The 26,128-nt window shown below is 62.9% G+C and carries 23 protein-coding genes; 10 read left to right on the top strand and 13 right to left on the bottom strand.

Translation table 11 applies throughout. The features are described from left to right. Positions 1 to 25: 25 nt before the first annotated feature. The 5 genes from rplS to ffh form a co-directional block, all read right to left on the bottom strand. On the bottom strand, positions 26 to 376 hold the full coding sequence (gene rplS, locus ACIPZB_RS04915; RefSeq protein WP_008094487.1) for a 50S ribosomal protein L19: 351 nt from the start codon (positions 374 to 376) through the stop codon (positions 26 to 28). A gap of 42 nt (positions 377 to 418) precedes the next feature. Continuing rightward, complete coding sequence (gene trmD / locus ACIPZB_RS04910) at positions 419 to 1,171, bottom strand: tRNA (guanosine(37)-N1)-methyltransferase TrmD (protein WP_008094486.1); 753 nt, start codon at positions 1,169 to 1,171, stop codon at positions 419 to 421. Between the two features lie 3 nt (positions 1,172 to 1,174). Next, on the bottom strand, positions 1,175 to 1,711 hold the full coding sequence (gene rimM, locus ACIPZB_RS04905) for a ribosome maturation factor RimM (protein WP_008094485.1): 537 nt from the start codon (positions 1,709 to 1,711) through the stop codon (positions 1,175 to 1,177). A 5-nt stretch (positions 1,712 to 1,716) separates the two neighbouring features. Next, positions 1,717 to 1,968, bottom strand: a complete 252-nt coding sequence (gene rpsP, locus ACIPZB_RS04900; RefSeq protein ID WP_008094480.1) for a 30S ribosomal protein S16 — start codon at positions 1,966 to 1,968, stop codon at positions 1,717 to 1,719. A 247-nt stretch (positions 1,969 to 2,215) separates the two neighbouring features. Next, a complete protein-coding gene (gene ffh, locus ACIPZB_RS04895) occupies positions 2,216 to 3,592 on the bottom strand; it encodes a signal recognition particle protein (protein ID WP_008094479.1) in 1,377 nt (458 codons plus the stop codon). Between the two features lie 292 nt (positions 3,593 to 3,884). On the opposite strand from ffh, the gene ACIPZB_RS04890 reads away from it, so the two are divergent. The 3 genes from ACIPZB_RS04890 (at position 3,885) to ACIPZB_RS04880 (ending at position 7,475) form a co-directional block, all read left to right on the top strand. Then, positions 3,885 to 4,694, top strand: a complete 810-nt coding sequence (locus tag ACIPZB_RS04890; RefSeq protein WP_400639199.1) for an inner membrane protein YpjD — start codon at positions 3,885 to 3,887, stop codon at positions 4,692 to 4,694. A 9-nt stretch (positions 4,695 to 4,703) separates the two neighbouring features. Continuing rightward, on the top strand, positions 4,704 to 5,909 hold the full coding sequence (locus tag ACIPZB_RS04885) for a transporter associated domain-containing protein (RefSeq protein WP_400639198.1): 1,206 nt from the start codon (positions 4,704 to 4,706) through the stop codon (positions 5,907 to 5,909). 264 nt (positions 5,910 to 6,173) lie between these two features. Continuing rightward, on the top strand, positions 6,174 to 7,475 hold the full coding sequence (locus tag ACIPZB_RS04880; RefSeq protein ID WP_400639197.1) for an MFS transporter: 1,302 nt from the start codon (positions 6,174 to 6,176) through the stop codon (positions 7,473 to 7,475). 124 nt (positions 7,476 to 7,599) lie between these two features. Here ACIPZB_RS04880 and purT read toward each other — a convergent pair whose 3' ends face one another. The 5 genes from purT to ACIPZB_RS04855 form a co-directional block, all read right to left on the bottom strand. Further along, positions 7,600 to 8,781 carry a formate-dependent phosphoribosylglycinamide formyltransferase gene (purT, locus tag ACIPZB_RS04875; protein ID WP_008094474.1) on the bottom strand — a complete coding sequence of 394 codons (1,182 nt, stop codon included), beginning with the start codon at positions 8,779 to 8,781 and terminating at the stop codon, positions 7,600 to 7,602. 76 nt (positions 8,782 to 8,857) lie between these two features. Next, a complete protein-coding gene (locus ACIPZB_RS04870) occupies positions 8,858 to 9,325 on the bottom strand; it encodes a preQ0 transporter (protein WP_400639196.1) in 468 nt (155 codons plus the stop codon). 180 nt (positions 9,326 to 9,505) lie between these two features. Next, positions 9,506 to 9,706, bottom strand: coding sequence for a DUF1289 domain-containing protein (locus tag ACIPZB_RS04865; protein WP_400639195.1), 201 nt, complete (start codon positions 9,704 to 9,706; stop codon positions 9,506 to 9,508). Beyond that, positions 9,699 to 10,223 (bottom strand): gamma carbonic anhydrase family protein, encoded by a 525-nt coding sequence (locus tag ACIPZB_RS04860; RefSeq protein WP_400639194.1) that lies wholly within the window; start codon positions 10,221 to 10,223, stop codon positions 9,699 to 9,701. Before ACIPZB_RS04860 ends, ACIPZB_RS04865 begins: the two co-directional genes overlap by 8 nt. Positions 10,224 to 10,265: 42 nt before the next feature. Continuing rightward, positions 10,266 to 10,865 (bottom strand): CoA pyrophosphatase, encoded by a 600-nt coding sequence (locus tag ACIPZB_RS04855; RefSeq protein WP_008094467.1) that lies wholly within the window; start codon positions 10,863 to 10,865, stop codon positions 10,266 to 10,268. A gap of 125 nt (positions 10,866 to 10,990) precedes the next feature. On the opposite strand from ACIPZB_RS04855, the gene ACIPZB_RS04850 reads away from it, so the two are divergent. The 5 genes from ACIPZB_RS04850 to ACIPZB_RS04830 all read left to right on the top strand — a co-directional run bounded on the left by ACIPZB_RS04850 (position 10,991) and on the right by ACIPZB_RS04830 (position 16,957). Next, positions 10,991 to 11,542: an NUDIX hydrolase gene (locus ACIPZB_RS04850; RefSeq protein ID WP_400639193.1), complete on the top strand. Its 552-nt coding sequence runs from the start codon at positions 10,991 to 10,993 to the stop codon at positions 11,540 to 11,542. 21 nt (positions 11,543 to 11,563) lie between these two features. Next, entirely contained in the window at positions 11,564 to 12,118 is a 555-nt protein-coding gene (locus ACIPZB_RS04845) for a murein L,D-transpeptidase family protein (protein WP_400639192.1), read from the top strand. Positions 12,119 to 12,278: 160 nt separating this feature from the next. Next, positions 12,279 to 12,599 carry a hypothetical protein gene (locus ACIPZB_RS04840; protein ID WP_400639191.1) on the top strand — a complete coding sequence of 107 codons (321 nt, stop codon included), beginning with the start codon at positions 12,279 to 12,281 and terminating at the stop codon, positions 12,597 to 12,599. Next, positions 12,599 to 14,659 carry a PhoX family protein gene (locus tag ACIPZB_RS04835; RefSeq protein WP_400639190.1) on the top strand — a complete coding sequence of 687 codons (2,061 nt, stop codon included), beginning with the start codon at positions 12,599 to 12,601 and terminating at the stop codon, positions 14,657 to 14,659. The genes ACIPZB_RS04840 and ACIPZB_RS04835 overlap by 1 nt, the downstream gene beginning before the upstream one ends. A gap of 117 nt (positions 14,660 to 14,776) precedes the next feature. After that, a complete protein-coding gene (locus tag ACIPZB_RS04830; protein WP_400639189.1) occupies positions 14,777 to 16,957 on the top strand; it encodes an HET-C-related protein in 2,181 nt (726 codons plus the stop codon). Positions 16,958 to 17,016: 59 nt separating this feature from the next. Here ACIPZB_RS04830 and ACIPZB_RS04825 read toward each other — a convergent pair whose 3' ends face one another. Next, a complete protein-coding gene (locus ACIPZB_RS04825) occupies positions 17,017 to 17,835 on the bottom strand; it encodes a DNA/RNA non-specific endonuclease (protein ID WP_400639188.1) in 819 nt (272 codons plus the stop codon). Between the two features lie 218 nt (positions 17,836 to 18,053). Here ACIPZB_RS04825 and ACIPZB_RS04820 point away from each other — a divergent pair, with 218 nt between their 5' ends. Next, the gene (locus tag ACIPZB_RS04820; RefSeq protein ID WP_400639187.1) at positions 18,054 to 20,078 is read left to right on the top strand and encodes an HET-C-related protein; all 2,025 of its coding nucleotides are present in this window, start codon (positions 18,054 to 18,056) and stop codon (positions 20,076 to 20,078) included. 76 nt (positions 20,079 to 20,154) lie between these two features. On the opposite strand, the gene ACIPZB_RS04815 is transcribed toward ACIPZB_RS04820, so the two are convergent. Both ACIPZB_RS04815 and purL read right to left on the bottom strand, forming a co-directional pair. After that, positions 20,155 to 20,466, bottom strand: a complete 312-nt coding sequence (locus ACIPZB_RS04815) for an NGG1p interacting factor 3 protein, NIF3 (protein ID WP_043273524.1) — start codon at positions 20,464 to 20,466, stop codon at positions 20,155 to 20,157. Positions 20,467 to 20,468: 2 nt separating this feature from the next. Next, complete coding sequence (gene purL / locus ACIPZB_RS04810) at positions 20,469 to 24,368, bottom strand: phosphoribosylformylglycinamidine synthase (protein WP_400639186.1); 3,900 nt, start codon at positions 24,366 to 24,368, stop codon at positions 20,469 to 20,471. Positions 24,369 to 24,663: 295 nt separating this feature from the next. Here purL and mltF point away from each other — a divergent pair, with 295 nt between their 5' ends. Further along, positions 24,664 to 26,121 (top strand): membrane-bound lytic murein transglycosylase MltF, encoded by a 1,458-nt coding sequence (gene mltF / locus ACIPZB_RS04805; protein WP_043273522.1) that lies wholly within the window; start codon positions 24,664 to 24,666, stop codon positions 26,119 to 26,121. Positions 26,122 to 26,128: the final 7 nt, after the last annotated feature.

Raw genomic sequence — 26,128 nt, 5'->3', positions numbered from 1 at the left:
GCCTGGGCCACCGGGCAAACTGTACTCAGGACAGTTTTTCCTTGATGCGAGCGGCTTTGCCGGACAGGTCGCGCAGGTAGTACAGCTTGGCTTTACGCACGTCACCACGACGTTTCACGGCCAGGCTGTCGATCTGCGGGCTGTAGGTCTGGAAGGTACGCTCTACGCCAACGCCGCTGGAGATCTTGCGCACGGTGAAGGCGCTGTTCAGACCGCGGTTACGCTTGGCGATAACGACGCCTTCGAACGCCTGCAGACGGGAACGCTCACCTTCCTTCACTTTAACCTGAACGACAATGGTGTCGCCTGGTGCGAAGGTTGGGATTTCCTTGCTCATCTGCTCGGCTTCGAGCTGCTGGATGATCTTGTTGGTCATGCTGTGCTCCTAAGATGGATACTTGATCCACCATCGATACGTTTAACTATCGTCCCGCTCGCGGAGATATTCCTCGAGCAGCTTCTTCTCTTCTCCAGAAAGCGAGCGACTTTCCAGAAGATCGGCGCGTCGTTCGAAGGTCCTACCAAGGGACTGCTTCATCCTCCAACGCCGGATATGTGCATGGTTGCCACTTAGCAACACGTCGGGAACACGCTGATCCGCATACACCTCGGGTCGGGTGTAATGCGGGCAATCGAGCAGACCGTCGGTGAAGGAATCTTCTTCCGCCGAGTCCACATGCCCTAAAGCTCCGGGCAGCAGCCGCGTAACCGCATCGATCAGTACCATGGCCGGCAGCTCGCCACCGGAAAGCACATAGTCGCCAATCGACCACTCCTCATCGACATGAGCCTCGATAAAGCGCTCGTCGATGCCTTCATAACGACCGGCGATCAGGATCAACGATTCCTGCTCTGCCAGGCCTTTGACCGCCTGCTGGGTAAGCTTGCGGCCTTGCGGCGAAAGGTAGATCACCTTTGCCGATGCTCCGGTCGCTTGCCTGGCGCTAACCAGGGCGTCTTCCAGAGGCTTGATTTTCATCACCATGCCCGGACCACCGCCAAACGGCCGATCATCCACCGTGTGGTGACGATCTGTGGTGTAGTCCCGCGGGTTCCAGCAAGTCACCTGAAGCAACCCCTGTTTCACCGCGCGGCTGGTAATGCCGTACTCCGTGATGGCCGAGAACATCTCGGGGAACAACGTGATGACGTCTACGCGAAGGTTACCCATCGTCTAGAAGTCCGCGTCCCATTCAACCCGCATCACGCCTGCTTCCAGGTCGACGTTGAGCACGCATTGCGCCGTATAGGGCAACAGACGCTCGCGATCATCCAGGCTGCCTGCGCAGGGTTTGACCACCATTACATCGTTCGCACCGGTCTCCAACAGGTGATCGACCTTGCCGAACAGGTGTTCGTCCTGGTTGATGACCTTCAGGCCCTGCAGCTGGTACCAGTAGTACTCGTCTGCGGCCAGGTTGGGCAAAAGGCTCCGCGCAATGCAGATTTCGTAACCACTCAGAAGACGGGCTTCATCGCGATCATCGAGGCCTTTCAGTTTCACGACCAGGCCCTTTTGGGAGCCACGACCGCTGACCAGCTCGACCTGCTTTACCGTGCCTTCGTGCCGAAGCATCCAGCGCGGATAATCCAACAGGTTTTCAATCGGATCGGTAAAGGAATACACCTTCACCTCGCCGCGAACGCCGTGAACCGAAAAAATCTTGCCAACGACGATGAGGTCGTCAGCCTTTTCTGGCGTCGCGTTCATACTGTTCAGGCAGCGGCCTTGGCAGCGTCCTTCAGCAGCTGAGCAACGCGCTCAGACGGCTGTGCGCCCTGGCTCAGCCAGTAGGTGACGCGCTCTTGGTTGACCGACAGCTTGACTTCGGCGCCCGATGCGATCGGGTTGAAGAAGCCAACGCGCTCAACGAAACGGCCGTCACGGGCGTTACGCGAGTTGGTCACGGTCAGGTGGTAGAATGGGCGCTTTTTCGAGCCGCCACGGGCCAGACGAATGGTTACCATGTGAACATCGTTCCTATAGTCGGTGTTGCAGTTTGTACTGCAAATCTGAATGCCAAATAGGCACACGGGTGCCCAAAAGGCCGCATATTCTCGGGGAATACACGGACATTTGCAAATGACTTTTTCGGCAAGGCATTGCCCCACCGTCCAGATTTGCCGGTTTAGCCGTGAAATCCACGGCAGTTGCCCCGCCACGGCGGGGGTTCTGGAAGCCTGCCCAGCGAAAGGCCGGCTCCCGGAATAGGGGTTACAGCTTCGGCATGCCGCCGCCTGGCAGCATTCCGCCCAGGCCACGCATCATCTTGGCCATGCCGCCCTTGGCGGAGAATTTCTTCATCATCTTCTGCATTTGCTTGTGCTGCTTGATCAAGCGGCCGATGTCCTGCACCTGGGTACCGGAACCGAGGGCGATACGGCGCTTGCGCGAACCACTGATCAGGTCAGGGTCGCGACGCTCGGCCGGCGTCATGGAGTTGATGATCGCTTCCATCTGCTTGAACTGCTTCTCGGCCGCGCCCTGGGCGTTGCCCATCTGCGACAGATTGACCCCGCCGATGCTCGGCAGCTTGTCCATCAGGCCGCCCAGGCCGCCCATGTTCTTCATCTGCTGCAGCTGGTCGCGGAAGTCTTCGAGGTCGAAGCCCTTGCCCTTCTTCAGCTTCTTGGCCAGCTTGTCGGCCTTGGCCTTGTCGATGGTCTGCTCGGCCTGCTCGATCAGGCTGAGCACGTCGCCCATGCCGAGGATGCGCGAGGCGACACGGTCCGGGTGGAAGGGCTCGAGGGCCTCGGTCTTCTCGCCCATACCGATGAACTTGATCGGCTTGCCGGTGATGGCACGTACCGACAGCGCGGCACCGCCACGGGCGTCACCGTCGACCTTGGTCAGCACCACGCCGGTCAGCGGCAGGGCTTCGCCAAAGGCCTTGGCGGTGTTGGCGGCGTCCTGGCCGGTCATGGCGTCGACCACGAACAGGGTCTCGATCGGCTTGACCGCAGCATGCAGCGCCTTGATCTCGGCCATCATGTCGGCGTCGATGTGCAGACGACCGGCGGTGTCGACGATGACCACGTCGATGAACTTGAGCTTGGCCTCGCGGATGGCGGCCTCGGCAATGGCCACCGGCTTCTGGCTGATGTCGGACGGGAAGAAGGTCACGCCGATGTCGTTGGCCAGGGTTTCCAGCTGCTTGATCGCCGCCGGGCGATAGACGTCGGCCGACACCACCATCACGCTCTTTTTCTTGCGCTCCTTGAGGAAGCGCGCGAGCTTGCCGGCGGTGGTGGTCTTACCAGCGCCCTGCAGGCCCGCCATCAGCACCACGGCGGGTGGCGCGGCATTCAGCGCGAGGTCTTCGTTGGCCGCGCCCATCAGGCTTTCCAGCTCGGCCTGGACGATCTTCACGAAGGCCTGGCCTGGGGTCAGGCTGCGCGACACTTCGGTGCCGACCGCACGTTCCTTGACGCTGTTGACGAAATCCTTGACCACCGGCAGGGCAACGTCGGCCTCGAGCAGGGCCATGCGCACTTCGCGCAACGTATCCTTGATATTGTCTTCAGTCAGCTTGGCCTTGCCGGTGACATGGCGCAGCGTCTGTGACAGGCGGTCGGTCAGGTTTTCGAACATGGTGATCCTTTCAGGCCCAGTAAAAGCCGAGGTTTGTCAGGCGCCCAGGTAAAAATGTAAACGCGCTGGGCACAGCAAGGCGGCGATTATAGCGAAGAGCGGCGGCGGCGCACACCTTGGTGGCGGCCTGGGGGATATTCGGTGCCTCCATCGCCGGCAAGCCGGCTTCCACAAGGACCTTACCGCCTTCCATGTGGGAGCCGGCTTGCCGGCGATAGGGCCCTGCCAGACTTCCTTGACAGTGACGATCTATGCCAAACTCCGTCTCTTTAAGGCTCGCCAACCAGGACTTATGTTCTCCTCACCCAGCCTCATCCCTACCCTGATCGCCGCCGGCCTCTATATAGCTGCGACCGTGTATCAAGGTTTGCACCTGGCCCAGTCGGACAAAGCCGACAAGCGGCTGCTCGGCCTGCTCGGTGCCATCGCCGTGCTCGCCCAGGCCGGTGCGCTGTTCTTCCAGCTGATCACCCCGCTGGGCCTGAGCCTCGATTTCTTCAGTGCCGCCAGCCTGATCGCCGTGGCGGTCATCGCCCTGACCCTGCTGGCCTGCCTGCGCATCCCAGTGGAGAACCTGCTGGCGCTGCTGTTCCCGCTCGGTGCCATCACCGCGCTGCTGGCCCAGTTCGCCACGCCCGGCACCGTGCCGCTGATCAACGAAGAGCCAGGCATCCTCGCGCATATCCTGCTGTCGATCCTGGCCTACGGGCTGTTCACCATTGCCGTGTTCCAGTCGCTGCTGCTGCTGTTGCAGGATCACCAGCTCAAGAACAAGCACCCGTCCGGTCTGATCCGCAACTTCCCGCCCCTGCAGACCATGGAAAGCCTGCTGTTCGGCTTCCTCTGGGCGGGTTGGTGCCTGCTGTCGCTGTCGCTGATTTCCGGCTGGTTGTTCCTCGACAACCTGTTCGCCCAGCACCTGGTGCACAAGACCTTGCTGGCCTGTGTCGCCTGGATAGTGTTCAGCGTGCTGCTGTGGGGCCGCACGCGCCTGGGCTGGCGAGGCCACAAGGCCATCCGCTGGACCCTGGCCGGTTTCTGCCTGCTGATGCTGGCCTATTTCGGCAGCAAGCTGGTTCGCGAATTCATCCTGCATATCTGACGGTCGCCCATGGACACCCTGCCGTACGCTCCGCTATTCGGCACTCTGGCACTGGCGCTGCTGTGGTCGGCGCTGTTCACCGCGGTGGATGCCGCCCGCCTGCAACTCAACGGCTCGCTGCGCAACGGTGACGATGGGCTGCCGCCACTGCCGGCCCAGGCCCTGGTGCTCTGCGCCAGCCTGGGCAAGCTGCTGGTGCTGGGCCTGGCGTGCCTGATCGGCCAGCGCTACAGCGGCGAGCATGGCTTCTGGCTGGCTGGCCTGGGGGCGACCCTGACCCTGCTGATCCTTGCCGAATACCTGCCTCGACGCCTGGCACGGCGCAACCCGCAGGCGTTCGTCAGCCTCGGTGTCAGCCTGCTCAAACCACCGCTCACCCTGCTGCAGCCCCTGGCCTGCCTGCTCGATGGTTGCGCCAAACTGCTGCTGCGCCCGTTCCGCGTGCAACCCACGGCGGTCGCCCTGCACCCGCAGGAAGCTGACGACTTCGACGAGGACGACGCGCTCGACTCGCCTCGCCACGGCTTGCAGGACGGCCTGCAGGCACTGGACAAGATCACCGTCAACGACATCCTGGTACCGCGCAACGAGGTCGACGGCATCAACCTGGACGACTCGATCGAACGCATCATCGAGCAGTTGATCGTCAGCCGCCACACTCGCCTGCCGGTCTACCACAACGACATCAACCAGGTCGAAGCGATCCTCAACACCAAGCTCATCAGCCACTTGCTGCCCAAGGCCGAGCTGACCCTGGAGGCACTGCACAGCGCCTGCTACGAACCCTACTTCGTTCCCGAAAGCACGCCCCTGCAACTGCAACTGCTGAACTTCCACAAGCAGCAACGGCGCCTGGGCGTCGTGGTGGACGAGTACGGCGAAGTACAAGGCATCGTCACCCTGGAGGACATCCTCGAGGAGATCGTCGGCGAGTTCGAGGACGAGCAAAGCCTCGACAACCCACACGTCCACCCCCAACCCGACGGCACCTTCGTCATCGAAGGCACCGCCTCGCTGCGCGAAATCAACCGCACCCTTGGCTGGCACCTGCCCTGCGACGGCGGCCCGAAGACCCTCAACGGGCTGGTCACCGAAGCACTGGAAAGCATCCCGGAAAGCGCCGTTTGCCTGAAGATCGGCCGCTATCGCCTGGAAATCCTCGAAACAGAGGACAATTGCGCCAGCAAGGTACTGGTGTGGACCGTGACCCGCTAGCTATACTCGGGTCACGCTTACCCAGCCCCGCCGTCCCGCCTGCTACCCGCACCCGGCGCCACACGGCCAGTCCGCTCCACTGACACGCCCCGTGGTCCTGCTTCAACACCCCGAACAGTGCCCGCTCCCGCCCCTACCCCCCTTGGGCTATCGTCAGTCGGGCGAACACAAGAACAATACGCTCCGGCGTCCGCAAAGCCGTGCCTGCCAGGCCGCTGCGGGCAAAGCCCATGGAGCGGAATCAGACTGTTAGGGACCTACTTAATGACAACCAGCAGCACCTACGCCGAAGCGCCTGCCGCGCCGGTCAACTCGCCTGCGCGGGTGGCCACCGCCAGCTTCATCGGCACTGCCATCGAGTTTTACGACTTCTACGTTTACGCCACCGCCGCCGCGCTGGTGATCGGCCCGGTATTCTTCCCGTCCGGGTCGGGCACTGCGCAGATGCTCGCGGCCTTCCTCACCTTCGGCATCGCCTTCCTCGCCCGTCCGCTGGGCTCGGCGCTGTTCGGCCACTTCGGCGACCGTATCGGGCGCAAGTCGACGCTGGTCGCCTCGTTGCTGCTGATGGGGGTATCAACCACCCTGATCGGCGTGCTGCCGGGCTATGACAGCATCGGCGTCTGGGCACCGATTCTGCTCTGTGTGCTGCGCTTTGGCCAAGGCTTGGGCCTGGGTGGGGAATGGGGTGGCGCGGCGTTGCTGGCCACCGAGAACGCGCCGGAAGGCAAGCGCGCCTGGTTCGGCATGTTCCCGCAGCTTGGCCCGTCGATCGGGTTCCTGGCGGCCAATGGCTTGTTCCTGACCTTGGCGCTGGTGCTCAGCGATGAACAGTTCCGTGACTGGGGCTGGCGCATTCCGTTCCTGCTCAGCGCCGCGCTGGTACTGGTGGGCCTGTACGTGCGCCTGAAGCTTGAAGAAAGCCCGGTGTTCGCCAAGGCGGTAGCCCGTCATGAGCGCGTGAAGATGCCGGTGGTCGACCTGTTCGCCAAGTACTGGCTGCCGACCTTGCTGGGCGCGGCGGCAATGGTGGTGTGCTACGCGCTGTTCTACATCTCGACGGTGTTTTCGCTGAGCTACGGGGTGACCACCCTGGGCTACAGCCGCGAAACCTTCCTCGGCCTGCTGTGCTTCGCCGTGGTCTTCATGGCCCTGGCCACGCCGTTGTCGGCCTGGCTCAGCGACCGTTACGGGCGCAAACCGGTGCTGATCGTCGGTGGCCTGCTGGCGGTAGCTTCGGGCTTCACCATGGAGCCGTTGCTGACCTCGGGCTCGACCACGGGCGTGGCGCTGTTCCTGGCCATCGAACTGTTCCTGATGGGGGTGACCTTTGCTCCGATGGGCGCATTGTTGCCGGAGCTGTTCCCCACGCACGTGCGTTATACCGGTGCTTCGGCGGCCTATAACCTGGGCGGGATCGTCGGGGCTTCGGCGGCGCCGTTTTTTGCTCAGAAATTGGTGAGCATGGGCGGGCTTAGCTGGGTGGGGGGTTATGTGTCGGTGGCGGCGGTGATCAGCTTGATCGCTGTCCTGTGCCTGAAAGAGACCCGCGACAGCAAACTTTGAGTGGGCTGGGGCTGCTTTGCAGCCCTTTCGCGACACAAGGCCGCTCCTACAGGGGAACGCGTAATCCCTGTAGGAGCGGCCTTGTGTCGTGAAAGGGCCGCGAAGCGGCCCCCCCAATTTCAATTCAGAACTCGACCTTGACCGCCTGCGAAGCACGGGTCGCCTTGGCCCGCGCCGCTTCCACCGACTCATCACGCGCCAGGCACACACCCATGCGGCGCTGGCCATTGATTTCCGGCTTGCCGAACAAGCGGATCGCAGTATCCGGCTCACTCAGCGCCGCGCCCAGGTTGGCAAAGCTGGTCTGCTGCGACTGCCCCTCAGGCAAGATCACCGCCGAAGCCGAAGGCCCGAACTGGCGCACCACCGGTATCGGCAGGCCGAGGATGGCGCGGGCATGCAGGGCGAACTGCGACAGGTCCTGGGAGATCAGGGTGACCAGGCCGGTGTCATGCGGGCGTGGCGAGACTTCGCTGAACCACACCTGGTCGCCCTTGACGAACAATTCCACACCGAACAGGCCGCGCCCACCCAGTGCATCGGTGACGGCCTTGGCCACGCGTTGCGATTCGGCCAAGGCCTTCGCGCTCATGGCCTGGGGCTGCCAGGATTCCTGGTAGTCGCCTTTCTCCTGACGGTGGCCGACCGGTTCCAGGTACGTGGTGCCGCCCACGTGGCGCACGGTCAGCAGGGTGATTTCGTAGTCGAAATCGATGAAGCCCTCGATGATCACTCGGCCCTTGCCGGCACGGCCGCCTTCCTGGGCGTAGTCCCACGACTTCTGCAAGTCGGCATCGCTGCGCAGCAGGCTCTGGCCCTTGCCCGACGAACTCATCACCGGCTTGACCACGCAGGGGTAGCCGACGTCGGCCACGGCCTTGGCGTAGTCTTCGAAGGTGTCGGCAAAGTGGTAGGGTGAGGTTGGCAGGTCCAGCTCTTCGGCAGCCAGGCGGCGAATGCCTTCGCGGTTCATGGTCAGCTGGGTGGCGCGGGCGGTCGGCACCACGTTGAAGCCTTCGTTCTCAAGCTCCACCAGGGTGGCGGTGGCGATGGCTTCGATTTCAGGGACGATGTAATGCGGTTTTTCAGCTTCGATTACCGCACGCAGGGCCACGCCATCGAGCATGTTGACCACGTGGCTGCGGTGCGCGACCTGCATCGCCGGGGCATTGGCGTAGCGGTCCACGGCGATCACTTCGACGCCCAGGCGCTGCAGCTCGATCACCACTTCCTTGCCCAGCTCGCCACAGCCGCAGAGCAGTACTCGGGTCGCGGTGGGCGACAATGGGGTTCCGATACGGGTCATTTCAGGTCCTCGAAGGCGTCCGGGGTCGCACCAGGCTTGGCGCAGCCCGCTGAAAAAGGACCGGTATTCTACACCATCAGCCCGTGACGGCGGCCCGCCGCGCACGAAATGCCATGGCCAGCCACACCGCGGTCACGCCGGCGAATTTCGAGGCCATGGCGGTGCCGATGACGGCGGGCGTCAGGGCGCCGATCATGCCGAAGAAGATGAACGTGTCGACCGGAATGCTCAGCGCCGAGCTCAGCCACAAACGGTCGCGCAAAGGCCGGCGGGTGATGCTGAACACCAGCCAGTCGATCAGTTCGGAGACGAAGAATGCCGTGGCGCTGGCCAGGGCGATGGCCGGCTCGGAGGTGACATACGACAGCACCAGGGCCAGCAGCATGGCGATCAGCGCGCCATGGCCGAAGCGGGTCTGCACCATGTCGCGCAGGATGAACACCAGCCCGCCCCAGGCGGACCAGATCACGTCCAGGTGCGGGGCGCTGGAGAAGGCATAGTTGATCAGCACTACGCTGGCGATGTAGGCGATGAGAAAGAACATGGGCAGAGACCGTCGGGCAAGCGGTACAGATTACTTGATTTTCGAGTCAGCCGCAGCGCCTATCCTGTAGGAGCGGCCTTGTGTCGCGAAAGGGCCGCAAGGCGGCCCCAGTTTTTTTTCCGCGGTGCTTCGAGAATTGCTGGGGCTGCTTCGCAACCCTTTCGCGACACAAGGCCGCTCCTACAAGATCAACCCTGCAGCCACCGCTCGCTCATGACACAACTTCAGCACCGCCCGGCGCTCGCTGTTGTCCATCCGGCCCCACCGGCCAATCTCGGCCACGGTGCGCTGGCACCCGGTACAGATATCCTGCTCATCCAGCGCACAGATGCTCACGCAAGGCGAAGCGACCGGCCGCTCAACGGCAACCGCCTCACTCATCGTCGACCACCAGCTCTCGCGCATAGCGCTCGGCATTGTGCACATAGTGGGCGGCGCTGGCCTCGAGCATGCGTTTCTGCTGCTCGCTCAGTTCGCGCACCACCTTGCCCGGCGACCCCATCACCAGCGAGCCATCGGGAATTTCCTTGCCTTCGGGGATCAGCGCATTGGCGCCGATGATGCAGTGCTTGCCGATGCGCGCACCATTGAGGATCACCGCATTGATGCCGATCAGGCTGTAGTCGCCAATGCTGCAGCCATGCAGCATGGCGTTGTGGCCAATGGTCACGCCTTTGCCGAGGGTCAGCGGCGAACCCATGTCGGTGTGCATCACCGTACCGTCCTGGACATTGCTGTCCTCGCCGATGTCGATCAGCTCGTTGTCGCCCCGCAGTACCGCGCCAAACCACACGCTGGCGCGGGCCTGCAGGCGCACGCGGCCGATCAGCGTGGCATTCGGTGCGGCCCAGCTGGTGGGATGGCTTTCGACCCGCAGGTCGCCCAGGCGGTATTTCATGTTCGCTCCTCAGGATGGCAACGGCGGCGGGGTGTGCCCCGCTCAGATCTCTATATAGCGCTCGGGGGGCTGGTGCAGACTGATACCGGCGTCGTACAGCAGGTTGACCAGTTCGACGATCATGATCGCCGATAGCCCCCAGATCTTGTATTCGCCATAACGATAGCTGGGCACATACCAACTGCGGCCCTGGTAATCGATACGGTGGGTGTGGTCACGCGGGTCCTGACGGAAAAATTCCAGCGGCACGCTGAATACTGCCGCGATCTCCGCATCATTGGCGTGATATTCGACGAAATCGGGGATCAGCCCGACGAATGGCGTCACCTTGAGGCCATGCAGGGAAATCAACGGGCTCAGGGGGCCGATCACCTCTACCAGGCCAGGCGGCAGGCCGATTTCTTCTTCGGCTTCGCGCAAGGCGGTGAACACTAGGTCCGGGTCTTCCGGGTCGCGGCGACCGCCCGGAAAGGCGACTTCACCGCCGTGGGTCGAGAGGCCCTTGGCACGCAAGGTCAAGACAAGTTCAGGCGCTTCGCTGCGGGTAATGGGCAAAAGGACCGCCGCTTCGGGGAACCGTCGGTCGGTTTCCAGCGAAGCCGGTTGGTGGTTGCTCATTCGGCGAAGTAGCTCGTCCAGCATTGCGCACTCTCGTTTCCAAGGCCTGCCGTGCATGATGCACCAAAAGCCACGCAGCACCCAACCCCCGCACGCTTGCGGCAGCACTGCCTGGCGCGCCAAGATAACCGCAACAAAAGGGAGACAGCATGAAATTCTGCAACGCGTGCGGCCAGCCAGTCATACAGCGGATCCCGGAAGGCGACAGCCGCCTGCGCTACGTCTGCGACCATTGCCAGACCATCCACTACCAGAACCCCAATATCGTCGCCGGGGTGCTGCCGACCTGGGGCAGCCAGGTGCTGCTGTGCCGCCGCGCGATAGAGCCTCGTCGCGGCTTCTGGACCCTGCCCGGCGGTTTCATGGAAAACGGCGAAACCCTGGACCAGGCCGCCCGTCGCGAAACCGTCGAGGAAGCCTGCGCTCGGGTAGGCGCGATGGCCCTCTACCAGCTGTTCGACCTGCCGCACATCAACCAGGTGCACGTGTTCTTCCGTGCCGAACTGGTGGACCTTGACTTCGCGGTTGGTGTCGAAAGCCTGGAGGTGCGGTTGTTCGAGGAGCACGAGATCCCGTGGGACCGCCTGGCTTTCCGGACCGTCACACGCACACTAGAATGCTATTATCGCGACCGCATCGGGCAGCACTACCCCGTAGGCCATGAGTACCTGCCACCGATGACCGTCTCGCCCATTACTTAAAGCCTTCAGGGATACCGTTACATGCGCTGGTTGCTTGCCCTTTTCTGCCTTTGCGTTACCTCGGTGTCCCAGGCGGCCTTCACCGAGACCATCATTCGCAAGCCGTTGCCACCGGTACCGCAGCAATCGCAATCGCAAGCTGCCATGCAGCCGCTGATCGACAAAGTGCTGGTGATCAAGTCCGAGCGCCGCCTGCAATTGATCAGCCGAGGCGAACCGCTCAAGACCTACCGCATTTCCCTGGGCAAGCAACCCAAGGGCGCCAAGGAGCGCGAGGGCGACAAGAAGACCCCGGAAGGCCTGTACTGGCTTGACTGGCGCAAGGAAAGCGACCGCTTCAACCTGGCCATGCACATCACCTACCCGAACATCACCGACGCCGCCCGCGCCACCCGCGAAGGCGTGAGCGCCGGCAGCATGATCATGATTCACGGCACGCCGGTGAACGACGATTACCCCGAGTGGTACTTCCACACCCTCGACTGGACCGATGGCTGCATCGCCATGCGCAACCGCGACATGCAGGAAGTGTGGGAGCTGGTGCGAGATGGAACGTTGATCGAGATTCGGCCCTGACAATCCGCCGTTGCAATTAAAGCTGTAGGAGCTTTCGCACCTCAGTTCCACTCGCGTCCTACGCCAGCGTAGGCAGGGGACGGCATCCAACTGGATGAGCAAATTCTTAGCATCCACGCAAACAAGTACGTAAGCCGTACAGCCTTTGCGGGGTGCTTCCATGCCGTTCCTCTTGCGCCACATTGCCGCCTTCTGCATCGCCGGTCGCCTGACCGCATCAACGGCGTTGGCCGACGACCCTGCCAGCCAGCAACTGCGCGACCGGCGGCAGACCCTGCGGCACCTAGCCCCACGTTGGCACCTCGACAGCCCCGTCGACAACCGCGACCGCGAGCTGACCGGACGTCACCGCATGAGCCTCGGACTCGGTGCAGTCACGCTGGCGCGTGAAAGTCCCATTCATATCTTTGTAAAGAAATCATCATACTTGCGCTCTAAAGTCGCGGTTTCTTCTAACTCAGCCAACATAAGGACGCCTTGATGAGTCGAGAAACCGGCGACAACCGGGACCGCAACCACAGCGGCAACCCGCCGATGGCCAGCATCATGGACGTTTACCTGAGCCGGCGCAGTGTGATGCGTGGCAGCCTCGGTGCTGCCGTCGCCATGATTGTCGGTACGGGCCTGACGGGCTGCTTCGACAGCGCGGGTGGCGCCGACAGCGACACTGCGGTCGCCAAGTCACTTGTGACAGGCCCTGGGTCGAAACTGGCGCTGGGCTTCCAGTCCATCCCTGGCTCGCGCACCGACGGCTGCGTGGTCGCCGCGGGCTACAGCGCCTATGTGCTGGCGCCGTGGGGCACGCCGCTCAACAGCCAAGGCAACCCCTGGAAAGCGGACGGTAGCAACACCTCCAGCGACCAGGCCAATGCCATGGGCATGCACCATGACGGCATGCATTTCTTCCCGATCGATGGCAGCGCCGAGGACGGGCTGCTGGCGATCAATTTCGAATACATCGATACCGCCGCCCTGCACCCCAACGGCCCGACCACCGACGTCGATGGCAAGCGCCCGGCCGAGGAAGTACGCAAGGAAATCAACGCCCACGGTGCCGGCGTGGTACGCCTGCAGAAGCGCGGCGGTCGCTGGCAGGTGGTCGACAACGACCCGCTCAACCGCCGCTTCACCACCGCCTCGCGCATGCAGATCAGCGGCCCGCTGCGTGGCAGCGAGCACGTCAAGACGAAGTACTCGACCGCCGGCACCCATTGCCGCGGCACCAACAACAACTGCGGCAACGGCTACACCCCATGGGGTACCTACCTGACTTGCGAAGAGAACTGGCCGGGCATCTTCGTCAACAAGGGCACTCTCTCGGCAGACCAGCGCCGTATCGGTGTCGGCACCTCCAGCGGCCTGTACAAGTGGGAGAGCGCTGCCGGCGACAGCACCGAGGTGGACGACGAATTCGCCCGCTTCGACGTGACCCTCAAGGGCGCCAGCGCCACGGACGATTACCGCAACGAAGCCAGCACCTTTGGCTACATCGTCGAAATCGACCCGTACAACAGCAATACCCTGGCCACCAAGCGCACCGCCCTCGGCCGCTTCCGTCACGAAGGCTGCTGCCCGGGCCTGGCGGTGGCGGGCAAGCCCCTGGTCTGGTACATGGGCGACGATTCCAACAACGAATACCTGTACAAGTTCGTCTCCACCGCCCTGTGGGATGCCGCCGACGCCAAACCCGCCGATCGCCTGGCTACCGGTGCCAAGTACATGGACCAGGGCAAGCTCTACGTGGCCCGCTTCAATGCCGATGGCACCGGCGTCTGGTTGTTGCTGGACGTTGCCACGGCGACCCAGGATGGCAGCACCCTGGGGGCACTGTATGGCGACCTGCCGGGCATCATCCTCAACACGCGCGGTGCGGGCGATGCCGTAGGCGCGACGCCGATGGACCGCCCCGAGTGGACGGCGGTCAACCCGCTCAACGGCGATGTCTACCTGACCCTGACCAACAACAGCGTGCGGTCACCGGAACAGGTCGACGCGGCCAATCCGCGGGGCCCCAACCGCCACGGCCACATCATCCGCTGGCACGACAGCGACGACCATTCGAGCTTCACCTGGGACATCTTCGTGTTCGGCGCCAATGCTGCCGGCAGCGCCGATATCAACCGCTCGGGCCTGACCGAGCTCAACCAGTTCGCCAGTCCCGACGGCATGCGTTTCGATAGCCGAGGCGTGCTGTGGTTCGAGACCGACAATAGCGAAACCACGCTGACCGACTACACCAACGACCAGCTGCTGGCGGTGATCCCCACCGACCTGGTGGATGCCACGGGCAAGCAGGTGCCGGTCAATGCCAGGAACCAGGTAGATTTGCGGCGTTTCTTCGTCGGGCCGAACGGCTGCGAGGTGACGGGGATTGCCTTCACGCCGGATAACAAGACCCTGTTCGTCAACATCCAGCATCCGGACAACTGGCCGTCTACCGGCAAGGCAACCGACGTCACCCCGGCGGGGACCAAGGTGCGGCCACGGGCTTCGACGGTGGTGATCCAGCGTGACGATGGGGGGGAGATCGGTACCGCCTGATCGGCTACCCCGTGCTGGCGCAGCGTTGCAAGCTGTGCAAGCGCGGGGTACGTGTTCCGGCTGATTGAGTCTGCACACTCGCTTCACCATTGTGCCCCCTTCAGTGAGGACACAATGATGACCTATGACGACAGCGATGAAAGTCCAGTAACTGACGACCCTTCCCTGCCGACCCTGCACAGCCGCTTCGCCCTGGAACTCCTTTCGGAGATCGCCGGCCGGCTGGAACCACAGTTGTTCACTTATCTGCTCAGGCCGGTGTTCGGTGTCGGCATACCCGTTGCCAACCTGGCCAGGCTCAAGGATGCTTTGGCCACCCAGCAGGTTCCCAACCCGGTACATCGGGTCAAGGACATGAGTCCGTTGGCGACTTACGACAGCGAGGCTCGCGCCATCGACGTCAGCCGGGCAGCCATCGAACAGGCGCTACAGCAACCGGCAACAAGCGCGGCGCTGCTGATGGCCTTGATCGAAGCCCTGGGCCTGCACATCGATACCGTGCTGCGCAGCGACTTCAACGATGCCTCGCCGGACGACGCCCCCTCAGACGCCCCGCCGCCCCCGGCCAACCTGGCAGCGCATTTCGCAGCGACCCTGTTGTTCTACGACAGCCCCGTCAGCGCCGACTGCACTTTCGCCACTTATGGCACCTCTGCCAATCGCCAGCCGCTCAAGCTCGAGCAGGTCACCATGGAGCCCGTCAGCGACCCCGAAATCGCCAATGAGGATCAGGATAAAAGCCGCGACAAGCGCTTTATTGCCGGCCCCGGGCACGGCAAAGGACATGCATCCTTTGGTCATGAATCGATCGAGGCGGTCCTCAAGGACATTGGCTTCAGTGACGAGCAATGCAAGGCCATCTATTTTGGCAACTGGTTGCGCGACTACTCGCAACTGATCGATCCCAAGATCGTGCTGCCCACCGGCGAAGGTACGAACGCACAGAGCGACCTGATCGCCAGCCTGATACAGGGCAAAACACCGCGCATTGCGCGCAGCAAGCTGACCGCACTTGTCGACTTGCTCGCACTCAAGGAATTCAAAGACTTGCAGAAAACACCGCAAGGCCGCGAGGACTACCGGGTGACACCGCAGATCCTCGGTGTCTACCGGCCCTACGAGCACATCGACAACCCCACCGTACTTGACCCCAATGCCATGGACCCATGCTCCATCGACCGGGATTTCCCTCCCCTGGTACTGCCCGGCGACAAACGCAATTCACTGATGCCCAAGCGTTCGATGAAGCGTTACATCCGCAGGCCCATCGCCTACATGCACATGAAGCTCAGTCAGGCGCAGAAGGAGGGTATGAGCGCCAAGGGCTTGCGTTATTTTGGCGAGGCCCTGCATGTGCTGGAGGACTATTTCGCCCACTCCAACTTTGTCGAGCTCAGCCTGAGGCAACTGGGGCACGAAGTATTGACCTGGACTACCTGGGTCGAAAGCAAAGAAGCCTCCAGGCATGAATGGCCAGTAGTCACCGGTCTGTTCGGTTCACTCGATATCATCGCCAGCGTGATCGATCCTATCGCCGAAAAACTCTACCCCGACGACATATTGAAAAATGATCAGCTCAAGCCAGGCGAGCGCAGCGACTTCGACGAGGTCATGCTGATCCTGCTGGATGACGGCGGACAGACCGTGTATCGAGAAGCCTATCTGCTGTACTTGAAGGCTCGCGATCAGGTCCGCGACAACTGGCTATACAAACTGGTCAACCAGGTCCAACAGGTTGTCGAGCTTCCGCGCAATACCGTCGAACACGCGCTGGCCTTGCTCAAGAAGCCTCTGTTGAAATGGGCCGGTGACGAGGTCGCGACCCTGCAGGTTCACCTCGACGGCAACCCCAACGTCGACCCCAATGTCATGCCCAGCCACTCACAACTGGCCAAGGACCATGACACACATCCTTTTCATACCTTGGCCGTGGCGCTGGCCAGTGCGGCGGTGGAAGCCGTGGGCCGGGCCATGTTCGAATGCTGGAAAGGCAATGGCGCAACCGCGCGCACGCCGGCGGATATTGCCGAAAGCTTCATGGTCCACCCCAACGATACCGAGTGGCACGAGGCGATCGTCAGGAAATGGGCCCAGGCGAATCCGGCCAGCGTCGAACAGGGGAAATCCTATGAAAGCCTCAGGACGCTGCACATGTCGGATCTGGCGGGGGCCCTGCAGGACATCGAACGCGCCTGGCAGGAGGCCGAACAGTTCATCAAGGAAGCAGAAGAGCTTACAGGCGTCAGTTACTGGACCGTGGCGAACATGAGCGACGTAGGGCCGGGGTACCACATGTAAGGACCACTGGGGCCGCCAAGCGGCCCCAGCTTTGCTGCGCTGATGGAGGCCTCGGGACATCAGCAGCCAAGACGTTGTTTCGCCAGATCTCCCTTGGCAGCTTTCAAGGGAACCGCCTGATCTGCCGGCAGGTCGCTCCAGAGCTTCAGACCGGCGCGTTTTTCGATTTCCTCGACCGTAACCTGGTAGTCGCAGAAGCCTGCATTGAACGGTGTCGCCTGGCTCATGACGAACGCGGCGTGGGAGGCCTGCTGCGGTGTATCGCCGATGAACAGCACTTTCCAGTAGCCGCTCGGTACTCGGTGTGGCTCATCCGCCTCTGGCAGTGGGTCCATGTCTGCCTCGTACAAGGGGCCCGTCAGCACGTAGACCGCGTCGACACCCTCGTCTCGCGCCAGATTGCGCTCCCGGCTTTCCAGTTTTTCCCAGGCCCCCTTGTTGAGATTGCCCATTTGGGGCGTGATGTTCGACAGGTAATTCAGCTCATAGGCATTCGGCACGCCCGCCATGGACGCCAGGTTGGCCTGGTGACCGCGATCGACGCCCAGCGTACCGTTGGCATGCTTGTAGTCAGCCAGCTCAAGTGTGTTCGCTTCGTCGATGTCCGGGTCGGCTTTCCACTCTCGCTTGGCGCCATGCGCCTGGGTTTGCGCGGTGATGCGATAGGCAACCCAGTTGGCGAACTTGGTCTGTGGGTTGTTGTTCAGGGCATAGCCATGTCGATACAGGGTCTGCTCGCCCCCTCCAACGGGGCAACCGACCTGACAATGGTCGGGCAGCTCAGGGCTGGGCTCGGCATGCAAGCCCGCCGATTGGACGGCCAGCGTCAGTGGCAGACAGGCGAACAGGCAGCGCTTGGGCCAGGATGGATGTCGCATGGGCATTACCTCGGTTGGTGGCGTTCGAAATGAACGCCACCGACGCTAAGGTTTTGCCCCCAGCTTCAAGCAGCAGGAACTACCGACCGCAGGTGCAGGCTTGTCACCGGGGCTGAGCGAGGTCCCGCCGGAAGCCGTGCTGCGGGATAAGTTGCCCGCTCCCCCGAGAACGGTCGCGCTCACATGCTGGGTGCTCCATCTCTTGCTGAGTCCCCGCCATGCCTCCTCTTCCTGCGACCCTGGCTACCACCTTTGCACTGGATCGACTGACTGAACTTGCCACACCGCTTTCGCCGAAAGCCCTCCGCGCGATGCTGGTCCCCGTGTTCGGAGACGACCTGCCAGCTACCTGCTACCAACAACTGCACAACGCAATGCGCGACGGCACGCTGGTCAATCCTGTCCACCAGATCGGTACACAAGCAGTAGGCAAAGCCAGCTACGACAACGCCACCCGCATCATCCACCTGCACCCCGAGGTGATCGAGACCGCGCTGCAACAGCCGGAGGCCGCCTGCGAGCTGGCGACCATCCTGCTGCATGAGTTCGGTCACCACCTGGACAACGTCCTGCGCCAGGATTACGCGCCCCGCCTGGCCAACGGCCGTGCCAGCGTCGCCGAGGATGCCACGTTCGAAGAGGGGGCCCGTTTTGCCAACTTGTTCTCGAACATTGAGCCCATCAACCCTGGCAAGCTGACGGTCGCCCGCCTCTGCACGCGCGATCGAGACACCCACTTGCAGGTGGGCCACCCAGCGCTGCAACGCTTCATCCGCCTGAGCCAGGATGAGCATGCGCAGCACGCCGATACCCAGGACGGAAGCCATGAGGGTTTTTCTGCAGGGGGCGGCAACAAAGATCGTCCGGATGAGTCCTGGGGGCACGGGTCGATCGAGGAGGATCTCAAATACGCAGGCTTCAACGAGAAGCAACGCCGGGCGATCTATTTCGGCAACTGGTTGCGCGACTTTTCACAGCTGCTCGACCCCAAACTGGTCCGCGCCACAGATGCGCCGAAAGACTTCCCCGCCAAGCTTTCCAGAGAGGTGCTGACACAGCTCGTCGACCTGCTGGCGCTGAGATCTTTCCCCAGCCTGCAAAGCACCCCGGAAGAACGCAGTCACTATGTGGTCACGCCGCAGATGCTTGGGGTCTATCGACCGAGCGAACATATCGACAACCCCTACAACCCCACCCCATCGAACTTCGACCCACGCACCATCGACGAGGATTTCGAGGCGCCCATCGCCCAAGATGATCCCCTGCTGCAGGTGGACCCGAAGAAATCCATGAAGCGCCACATCTTCACCTCAGTCGACTACATGTGCGAGCGCCTGCGTGTTGCCATGTCATCGGGTCCGACTCCCCAAGGGCTGCGTGAGTTCGGTGCGGCCCTGCACGTGCTGGAGGATTACTTTGCCCACTCCAACTACGCCGAACTGAGCCTGCGCAAAATGGGGCACGACCACGTGTTGCCATGGACAGGGAAAACCGACTGCACGCACGGTTGGCCAGTCGTCACCGGCATGTTCTCCGGCACCGATGTGATCGCCAGCTTGGCCGAACCGATGGCGCGGGTGCTGTTCAAGACGTCCGGCAACTTCGAGAACATCACACCTGGCCAGCGTGCTGATTCGGAGCTCGCCCTGCTGATCCTGCTGCGTGACCACCCCGACCCGAAATGGCAGGCGTATCTGCAGACCTCTCTCGAAGTGCGCGACATCCTGGCGGACATACCCGGATTCAATGGGCTGAGGCTGGCCTCCTGGATCATCGACTCCCCCATTCGCAATACGCAGGACCTGATAAAGATGGGTTACCAGGCCCTGCTCAACCTGATCGGCAATACCGTCGATGACATACAGACCCTCCGTAAGGACAACCCCAATACATCCGGTTCCACCAACCCGACCCACTCCCAGCTGGCCAAGGACCATGACGTCCATCCCTTGCATACTCTGGCCGTGCTGATGGCACGCGTTGCGGTACGCAACGTCGGCCTTGCCATGTACAAGCACTGGCAGGGCGGGCGGCTCCTCGATCCGCTGGTGGTCGCGCGCAGCTACTTCACCCACCCCAACGACAGCGACTGGCAGGACGAGCTGGTCAGTGTATGGGCAAGCGAGCACAGCGAAGCCATTGAACAGGCCGGCAAGGCCTCCATCTTCGACAAGTCGCCCGGGCATGAGCGCGCGCACGTCGACACAAGCGTCTGGGACCGCTTGCGTGGGCTGTTCATCTAAGCCCCTGTAAAAACGCCAAGCCCCGGTAGGAGAATACCGGGGCTTGGCGTTTTGTAACCGCGAGGCTTCAAGGCGCTCAGAAGTCAGCCAACGGCCAGACCTCATACGCCGGGGTCTCATAGGGGTGACTCTGCTTCAACGCAGTGACGACCTGACGAATCAGCTCATCGGCCACCACCAGCTCCACCTTCCACTCCTCGACCACCTCGACCTGGCCAGCTTGCCCGAGGTACGGCTGGCTGCCGTCCAACGGGCGGAACTGGCCCTGGCCCAAGGTCTGCCAGGCGCAGTGGTCGTAGTCGCCGATACGCCCGCCACCGGCGGCGAACACGGCGGCCTTGACCACGTCGACATGGCTGGCCGGGACGAAGAAGGCGAGCTTGTACACCCTTAGTTCACCCACACCCGCGCATTGCGGAACATGCGCATCAGCGCGGCATCTTCCTGCCACTCATCCGGGCGCCAGGAGTTCTGCACGGCGCGGAACACACGCTCCGGGTGCGGCATCATGATGGTCACGCGGCCGTCGCGGCTGGTCAGGCCGGTGATGCCACGCGGCGAGCCGTTCGGGTTGGCCGGGTAGGCTTCGGTAACCTTGCCGTGGTTGTCGACGTAGCGCAGGGCCACGCAACCGGACAGGTCGGCTGCCAGCAGTGCCTCTTCGCTGGCGAACTCGGCATGGCCTTCACCGTGGGCGATGGCGATCGGCATGCGCGAACCGGCCATGCCCTGCAGGAAGATCGAGTTGGACTTCTGCACCTCGACCATGGCCACGCGCGCTTCGAACTGCTCCGAGCGGTTGCGCACGAAGTGCGGCCAGTGCTCGGTGCCCGGAATCAGCTCGTGCAGGTTGGACATCATCTGGCAACCGTTGCACACGCCCAGGGCGAAGCTGTCGTTACGCTCGAAGAAGGCCTGGAAGGCATCACGGGCACGGGCGTTGAACAGCGCCGACTTGGCCCAGCCTTCACCGGCGCCGAGGACGTCACCGTAGGAGAAACCACCGCAGGCGACCAGGCCCTTGAAGGCCTCGAAGTCGACGCGGCCGGCGAGGATGTCGCTCATGTGCACGTCGATGGCAGCGAAGCCGGCGCGGTCGAAGGCAGCAGCCATCTCGACCTGGCCGTTGACGCCCTGCTCGCGCAGGATCGCCACTTGCGGACGCACGCCTTTCTTGATGTACGGCGCGGCGATGTCGTCATTGACGTCGAAGCCAAGCTTGGCGCTCAAGCCTGGGTTGTCTTCTTCGAGCAGCAGGTCGAATTCCTGATCGGCGCAGTCGGCGTTGTCACGCAGGCGCTGGATCTGGTAGCTGGTTTCGGCCCACTGGCGCTGCAGCATGCGGCGATCGTCGTCGAACAGCACTTCGCCGTTGAGGCTGATGGACACTTCAGCGTTGTTGACCGGCTTGCCGATCACCGACACGCAACCTTCGCCCAGCCCGGCGGCGCTGAACTGCGCCAGCACGTCCGGGGTGGCATCCTGGCGAACCTGGATGACCGCGCCCAGCTCTTCGTTGAAGAGGATCGCCGGCACGTCCTTGCGGATGTCGGTCAGCGGGTCGAGGTGCAGATCGAGGCCGCAGTGGCCGGCGAAGGCCATTTCCAGCACGGTGGTCAGCAGACCGCCGTCGGAACGGTCATGGTAGGCCAGCAGGTGGCCGTCGGCGTTCAGGCCCTGGATCACGGCGAAGAACGCCTTGAGGTCTTCGGCGTCGTCGACGTCTGGTGCAAGGGCCGCGATCTTGCCGTAGGTCTGGGCCAGGATCGAAGCGCCCATGCGGTTCTTGCCGCGGCCCAGGTCGATCAGGATCAGGTCGGTCTCGCCCTTGTCCATGCGCAGTTCGGGGGTCAGGGTCTTGCGGATGTCGGTGACCGGGGCGAAGCCGGTAATGATCAGCGACATCGGCGAGGTGACGCTCTTGTCGACGCCCTCTTCGCTCCACTTGGTCTTCATCGACATCGAGTCTTTGCCGACCGGAATGGTAATACCCAGCTCCGGGCACAGCTCCATGCCGACAGCCTTGACGGTGTCGTACAGGCGAGCGTCTTCGCCAGGGTGGCCGGCGGCGGACATCCAGTTGGCCGACAGCTTGATGTCGGACAGCTTCTCGATGCGCGAAGCCGCCAGGTTGGTCAGGGTCTCGCCGATTGCCATGCGCCCGGACGCCGGGGCATCCAGCAGCGCCAGCGGGGTACGCTCGCCCATGGCCATGGCTTCACCGGTGTAGACGTCGAAGCTGGTGGCGGTGACGGCGCAGTCGGCCACCGGTACCTGCCACGGGCCGACCATCTGGTCGCGGGCAACCAGGCCGGTGATGGTGCGGTCGCCGATGGTGATCAGGAAGCTCTTGCTGGCCACGGCCGGGTGGTTCAGCACGCGCTGCACGGCGGCGTCCAGGTCCAGCTCGCTCGGGTCGAAATCATCGCCCAGCTCGGCTTCGCGGGTGACCGAACGGTGCATGCGTGGCGGCTTGCCCAGCAGCACGTCGAGCGGCATGTCCACCGGCGTGTTGCCGAAGTGGCTGTCGCTTACGGTCAGGTGCGGCTCTTCAGTGGCTTCACCGACCACCGCAAACGGGCAGCGCTCACGCTCACAGATGGCCTGGAAGCGCTCGAAGTCGACAGCGCTGACAGCCAGCACGTAGCGCTCTTGCGACTCGTTGCTCCAGATTTCGTGCGGGGCCATGCCCGGCTCGTCGTTGGGCACGTTGCGCAGTTCGAAGCGGCCACCACGGCCACCGTCGTTGACCAGTTCAGGGAAGGCGTTGGAGATACCGCCGGCGCCAACGTCATGGATGAAGGCGATCGGGTTGTTGTCGCCCAACTGCCAGCAGCGGTCGATGACCTCCTGGCAACGGCGCTCCATTTCCGGGTTTTCGCGCTGCACCGAGGCAAAATCCAGGTCTGCCGAGCTGGCACCGGTGGCAACCGACGAAGCGGCGCCGCCGCCCAGGCCGATCAGCATGGCCGGGCCGCCGAGCACGATCAGCTTGGCGCCGACGGTGATCTCGCCCTTCTGCACGTGATCTTCACGGATGTTGCCCATACCGCCAGCGAGCATGATCGGCTTGTGATAGCCGCGCACTTCTTCACCGTGCGGGGTGTTGATGGACTGCTCGAAGGTACGGAAATAGCCGGTCAGGGCCGGACGACCGAATTCGTTGTTGAACGCGGCGCCGCCCAGGGGGCCTTCGATCATGATGTCGAGGGCGTCGACGATGCGCTCCGGCTTGCCATAAGCCTGCTCCCACGGCTGTTCGAAGCCCGGGATACGCAGGTTGGACACGGTGAAGCCGGTCAGGCCAGCCTTGGGCTTGGCGCCACGGCCAGTCGCGCCTTCGTCGCGGATTTCGCCGCCGGAGCCGGTGGAGGCGCCGGAGAACGGGGCGATGGCGGTCGGGTGGTTGTGCGTTTCGACCTTCATCAGGATATGCACCGGCTCCTGCACCGCGCCGTACTGGCGGGTTTCAGGGTTCGGGAAGAAACGGCCGGCAACGTTGCCGACAATCACCGAGGCGTTGTCCTTGTACGCAGACAGCACACCTTCGTTGTGCATCTGGTAGGTGTTCTTGATCATGCCGAACAGGCTCTTTTCCTGAGCCTGGCCATCGATGTCCCAACTGGCGTTGAAGATCTTGTGACGGCAGTGCTCGGAGTTGGCCTGGGCGAACATCATCAGTTCGATGTCGTTCGGGTTGCGCTTGAGACCCTGGAAGGCATTGACCAGGTAGTCGATCTCGTCTTCGGCCAGGGCCAGGCCCAGGTCGATGTTGGCCTGGGCCAGGGCGTCGCGGCCACCGGCCAGGATGTCGACCGAGGTCATCGGCTTGGGCTGGGCATGGCTGAACAGGTCGGCGGCTTGCTCGAGCTGGCCCAGTACGCGCTGGGTCATGCGGTCGTGCAGCTCGGCGGCGATCAATGCGGCGTCAGCGTCGCTCAGGTTGCCGGCAACGTAGTAGGCGATGCCGCGCTCCAGGCGCTGGATCGACTGCAGGCCGCAGTTGTGGGCGATGTCGCTGGCCTTGCTGGCCCATGGCGAGATGGTGCCCAGGCGCGGTACGACCAGGAACAGGCGGCCGGTCGGCTCCTGTACCGGCACGCTCGGGCCGTATTTGAGCAGACGGCCCAGCACCTGCTGCTGGTCGGCGGTCAGCTCGCCGGCAACATCGGCGAAGTGGGCAAATTCGGCATACAAACCAGTAACAGCGGGGACTTTCTGGCTCAGTTGCTCGAGTAATTTACCGTGGCGAAAGGCAGAAAGGGCAGGAGCGCCGCGCAGGATCAACATCGTCGGGACAGCCTCAGGAAGGGGTGTGCTTAGAGGCCGTGCATTCTAGCCTAATTCCGCGGTTTTCGGCACCCGCTCTAAGCCATGACTGCCGGGCGGTGGAACCGGACTTTCGGGTCAAAAAAATTACCTTGTTTTGCCCGCCCTGGCCCCATCGCCGGCAAGCCGGCTCCCACAAGGACCTGTGGGAGCCGGCTTGCCGGCGATGGGGCCAGGGCTGCACATAACGCGCTAGCAGACAAGCTATCTGTTGTCGAGATATGGCTGTGCCAGTCCTTTGCGTATACTGCAACCTATGTTCGCCCACACTGCTTTGCGCCAGCGTTGCGCCAAATGGCTCTTCGCAACCGGACTCTTTCTAATGCTCGGTGCCTGCGTTGAAAAACCCAGCACCCTCGAGCGCGTGAAGGAGGATGGCGTGCTGCGCGTCATTACCCGCAACAGCCCGGCCACCTACTTCCAGGATCGCAACGGCGAAACCGGTTTCGAGTATGAACTGGTCAAGCATTTCGCCGACGATCTCGGCGTCAAGCTGCAGATCGAGACTGCCGACAACCTCGACGAGTTGTTCGATGCCCTCGGCAAGCCGTCCGGCCCGGTGCTGGCTGCGGCTGGTCTGGTCAGCAGCGAGCGGCGCAATGCCCAGGCCAAGTTCTCCCACCCCTACCTCGAAGTGACCCCGCAGGTCATCTACCGCAATGGCCGCCCTCGCCCCACCGAGGCCAAAGGCCTGGTGGGCAAGAAGATCATGGTGCTCAAGGGCAGCAGCCATGCCGACCAGCTGGCCGAGCTGAAAAAGCGCTATCCGGGCCTGCAATATGAAGAGTCCGACGCGGTAGAAGTAGTCGACTTGCTGCGCATGGTCGATGAAGGCCAGATCGACCTGACCCTGGTCGACTCCAACGAACTGGCGATGAACCAGGTGTATTTCCCCAACGTGCGGGTTGCCTTCGACCTGGGCGACGCGCGCGACCAGCGTTGGGCGGTGGCGGCCGGCGACGACAACAGCCTGCTCAACGAGGTCAACGAGTACCTCGACAAGGCGCAGAAGAACGGCACCCTGCAACGCCTGAAAGACCGCTACTACGGCCATGTCGATGTCCTGGGCTATGTCGGTGCCTATACGTTCGCCCAGCACTTGCAGCAGCGCCTGCCCAAGTACGAAAAGCACTTCAAGAGCTACGCCAAGGTCGAGCAGGTCGACTGGCGCCTGCTGGCGGCAATCGGCTACCAGGAGTCGATGTGGCAGCCTGAAGTCACCTCCAAGACCGGCGTGCGCGGCCTGATGATGCTGACCCAGCGCACCGCCCAGGCCATGGGCGTGTCCAACCGACTGGACCCCAAGCAAAGCATCCAGGGCGGCGCCAAGTACTTCATGAAGATCAAGGCTGAGCTCGCCGACAGCATCCAGGAGCCGGACCGTACCTGGTTCGCCCTGGCCGCCTACAACGTCGGCAGCGGCCACCTGGAAGACGCCCGCACGTTGGCCAAGCGCGAAAAGCTCAACCCGAACAAGTGGCTGGACGTGAAGAAGATGCTGCCGCGCCTGTCGCAGAAGCAGTGGTACCGGCAGACTAAGTATGGCTATGCCCGCGGCGGGGAGCCGGTGCACTTCGTGGCCAACATCCGTCGCTACTACGACATCCTCACCTGGGTGACCCAGCCGCAGCTCGAAGGCCAGGTGGCCGAGGGCAACCTGCATGTGCCAGGGGTGAACAAGGACAAGCCGGCGGAGCAGTCGCCGCCGATGTGAACCTCCT

Source organism: Pseudomonas sp. NPDC089396 (assembly GCF_044749545.1).
GTDB lineage: Bacteria > Pseudomonadota > Gammaproteobacteria > Pseudomonadales > Pseudomonadaceae > Aquipseudomonas.
This window is presented reverse-complemented; position numbering and strand designations above follow the sequence as displayed.

Coding starts and splice junctions, on each gene's coding strand:
- rplS (WP_008094487.1), bottom strand. CDS start 376: ATGACCAACAAGATCATCCAGCAGCTCGAAGCCGAGCAGATGAGCAAG.
- trmD (WP_008094486.1), bottom strand. CDS start 1,171: ATGGGTAACCTTCGCGTAGACGTCATCACGTTGTTCCCCGAGATGTTC.
- rimM (WP_008094485.1), bottom strand. CDS start 1,711: ATGAACGCGACGCCAGAAAAGGCTGACGACCTCATCGTCGTTGGCAAG.
- rpsP (WP_008094480.1), bottom strand. CDS start 1,968: ATGGTAACCATTCGTCTGGCCCGTGGCGGCTCGAAAAAGCGCCCATTC.
- ffh (WP_008094479.1), bottom strand. CDS start 3,592: ATGTTCGAAAACCTGACCGACCGCCTGTCACAGACGCTGCGCCATGTC.
- ACIPZB_RS04890 (WP_400639199.1), top strand. CDS start 3,885: ATGTTCTCCTCACCCAGCCTCATCCCTACCCTGATCGCCGCCGGCCTC.
- ACIPZB_RS04885 (WP_400639198.1), top strand. CDS start 4,704: ATGGACACCCTGCCGTACGCTCCGCTATTCGGCACTCTGGCACTGGCG.
- ACIPZB_RS04880 (WP_400639197.1), top strand. CDS start 6,174: ATGACAACCAGCAGCACCTACGCCGAAGCGCCTGCCGCGCCGGTCAAC.
- purT (WP_008094474.1), bottom strand. CDS start 8,781: ATGACCCGTATCGGAACCCCATTGTCGCCCACCGCGACCCGAGTACTG.
- ACIPZB_RS04870 (WP_400639196.1), bottom strand. CDS start 9,325: ATGTTCTTTCTCATCGCCTACATCGCCAGCGTAGTGCTGATCAACTAT.
- ACIPZB_RS04865 (WP_400639195.1), bottom strand. CDS start 9,706: ATGAGTGAGGCGGTTGCCGTTGAGCGGCCGGTCGCTTCGCCTTGCGTG.
- ACIPZB_RS04860 (WP_400639194.1), bottom strand. CDS start 10,223: ATGAAATACCGCCTGGGCGACCTGCGGGTCGAAAGCCATCCCACCAGC.
- ACIPZB_RS04855 (WP_008094467.1), bottom strand. CDS start 10,865: ATGCTGGACGAGCTACTTCGCCGAATGAGCAACCACCAACCGGCTTCG.
- ACIPZB_RS04850 (WP_400639193.1), top strand. CDS start 10,991: ATGAAATTCTGCAACGCGTGCGGCCAGCCAGTCATACAGCGGATCCCG.
- ACIPZB_RS04845 (WP_400639192.1), top strand. CDS start 11,564: ATGCGCTGGTTGCTTGCCCTTTTCTGCCTTTGCGTTACCTCGGTGTCC.
- ACIPZB_RS04840 (WP_400639191.1), top strand. CDS start 12,279: ATGCCGTTCCTCTTGCGCCACATTGCCGCCTTCTGCATCGCCGGTCGC.
- ACIPZB_RS04835 (WP_400639190.1), top strand. CDS start 12,599: ATGAGTCGAGAAACCGGCGACAACCGGGACCGCAACCACAGCGGCAAC.
- ACIPZB_RS04830 (WP_400639189.1), top strand. CDS start 14,777: ATGACCTATGACGACAGCGATGAAAGTCCAGTAACTGACGACCCTTCC.
- ACIPZB_RS04825 (WP_400639188.1), bottom strand. CDS start 17,835: ATGCGACATCCATCCTGGCCCAAGCGCTGCCTGTTCGCCTGTCTGCCA.
- ACIPZB_RS04820 (WP_400639187.1), top strand. CDS start 18,054: ATGCCTCCTCTTCCTGCGACCCTGGCTACCACCTTTGCACTGGATCGA.
- purL (WP_400639186.1), bottom strand. CDS start 24,368: ATGTTGATCCTGCGCGGCGCTCCTGCCCTTTCTGCCTTTCGCCACGGT.
- mltF (WP_043273522.1), top strand. CDS start 24,664: ATGTTCGCCCACACTGCTTTGCGCCAGCGTTGCGCCAAATGGCTCTTC.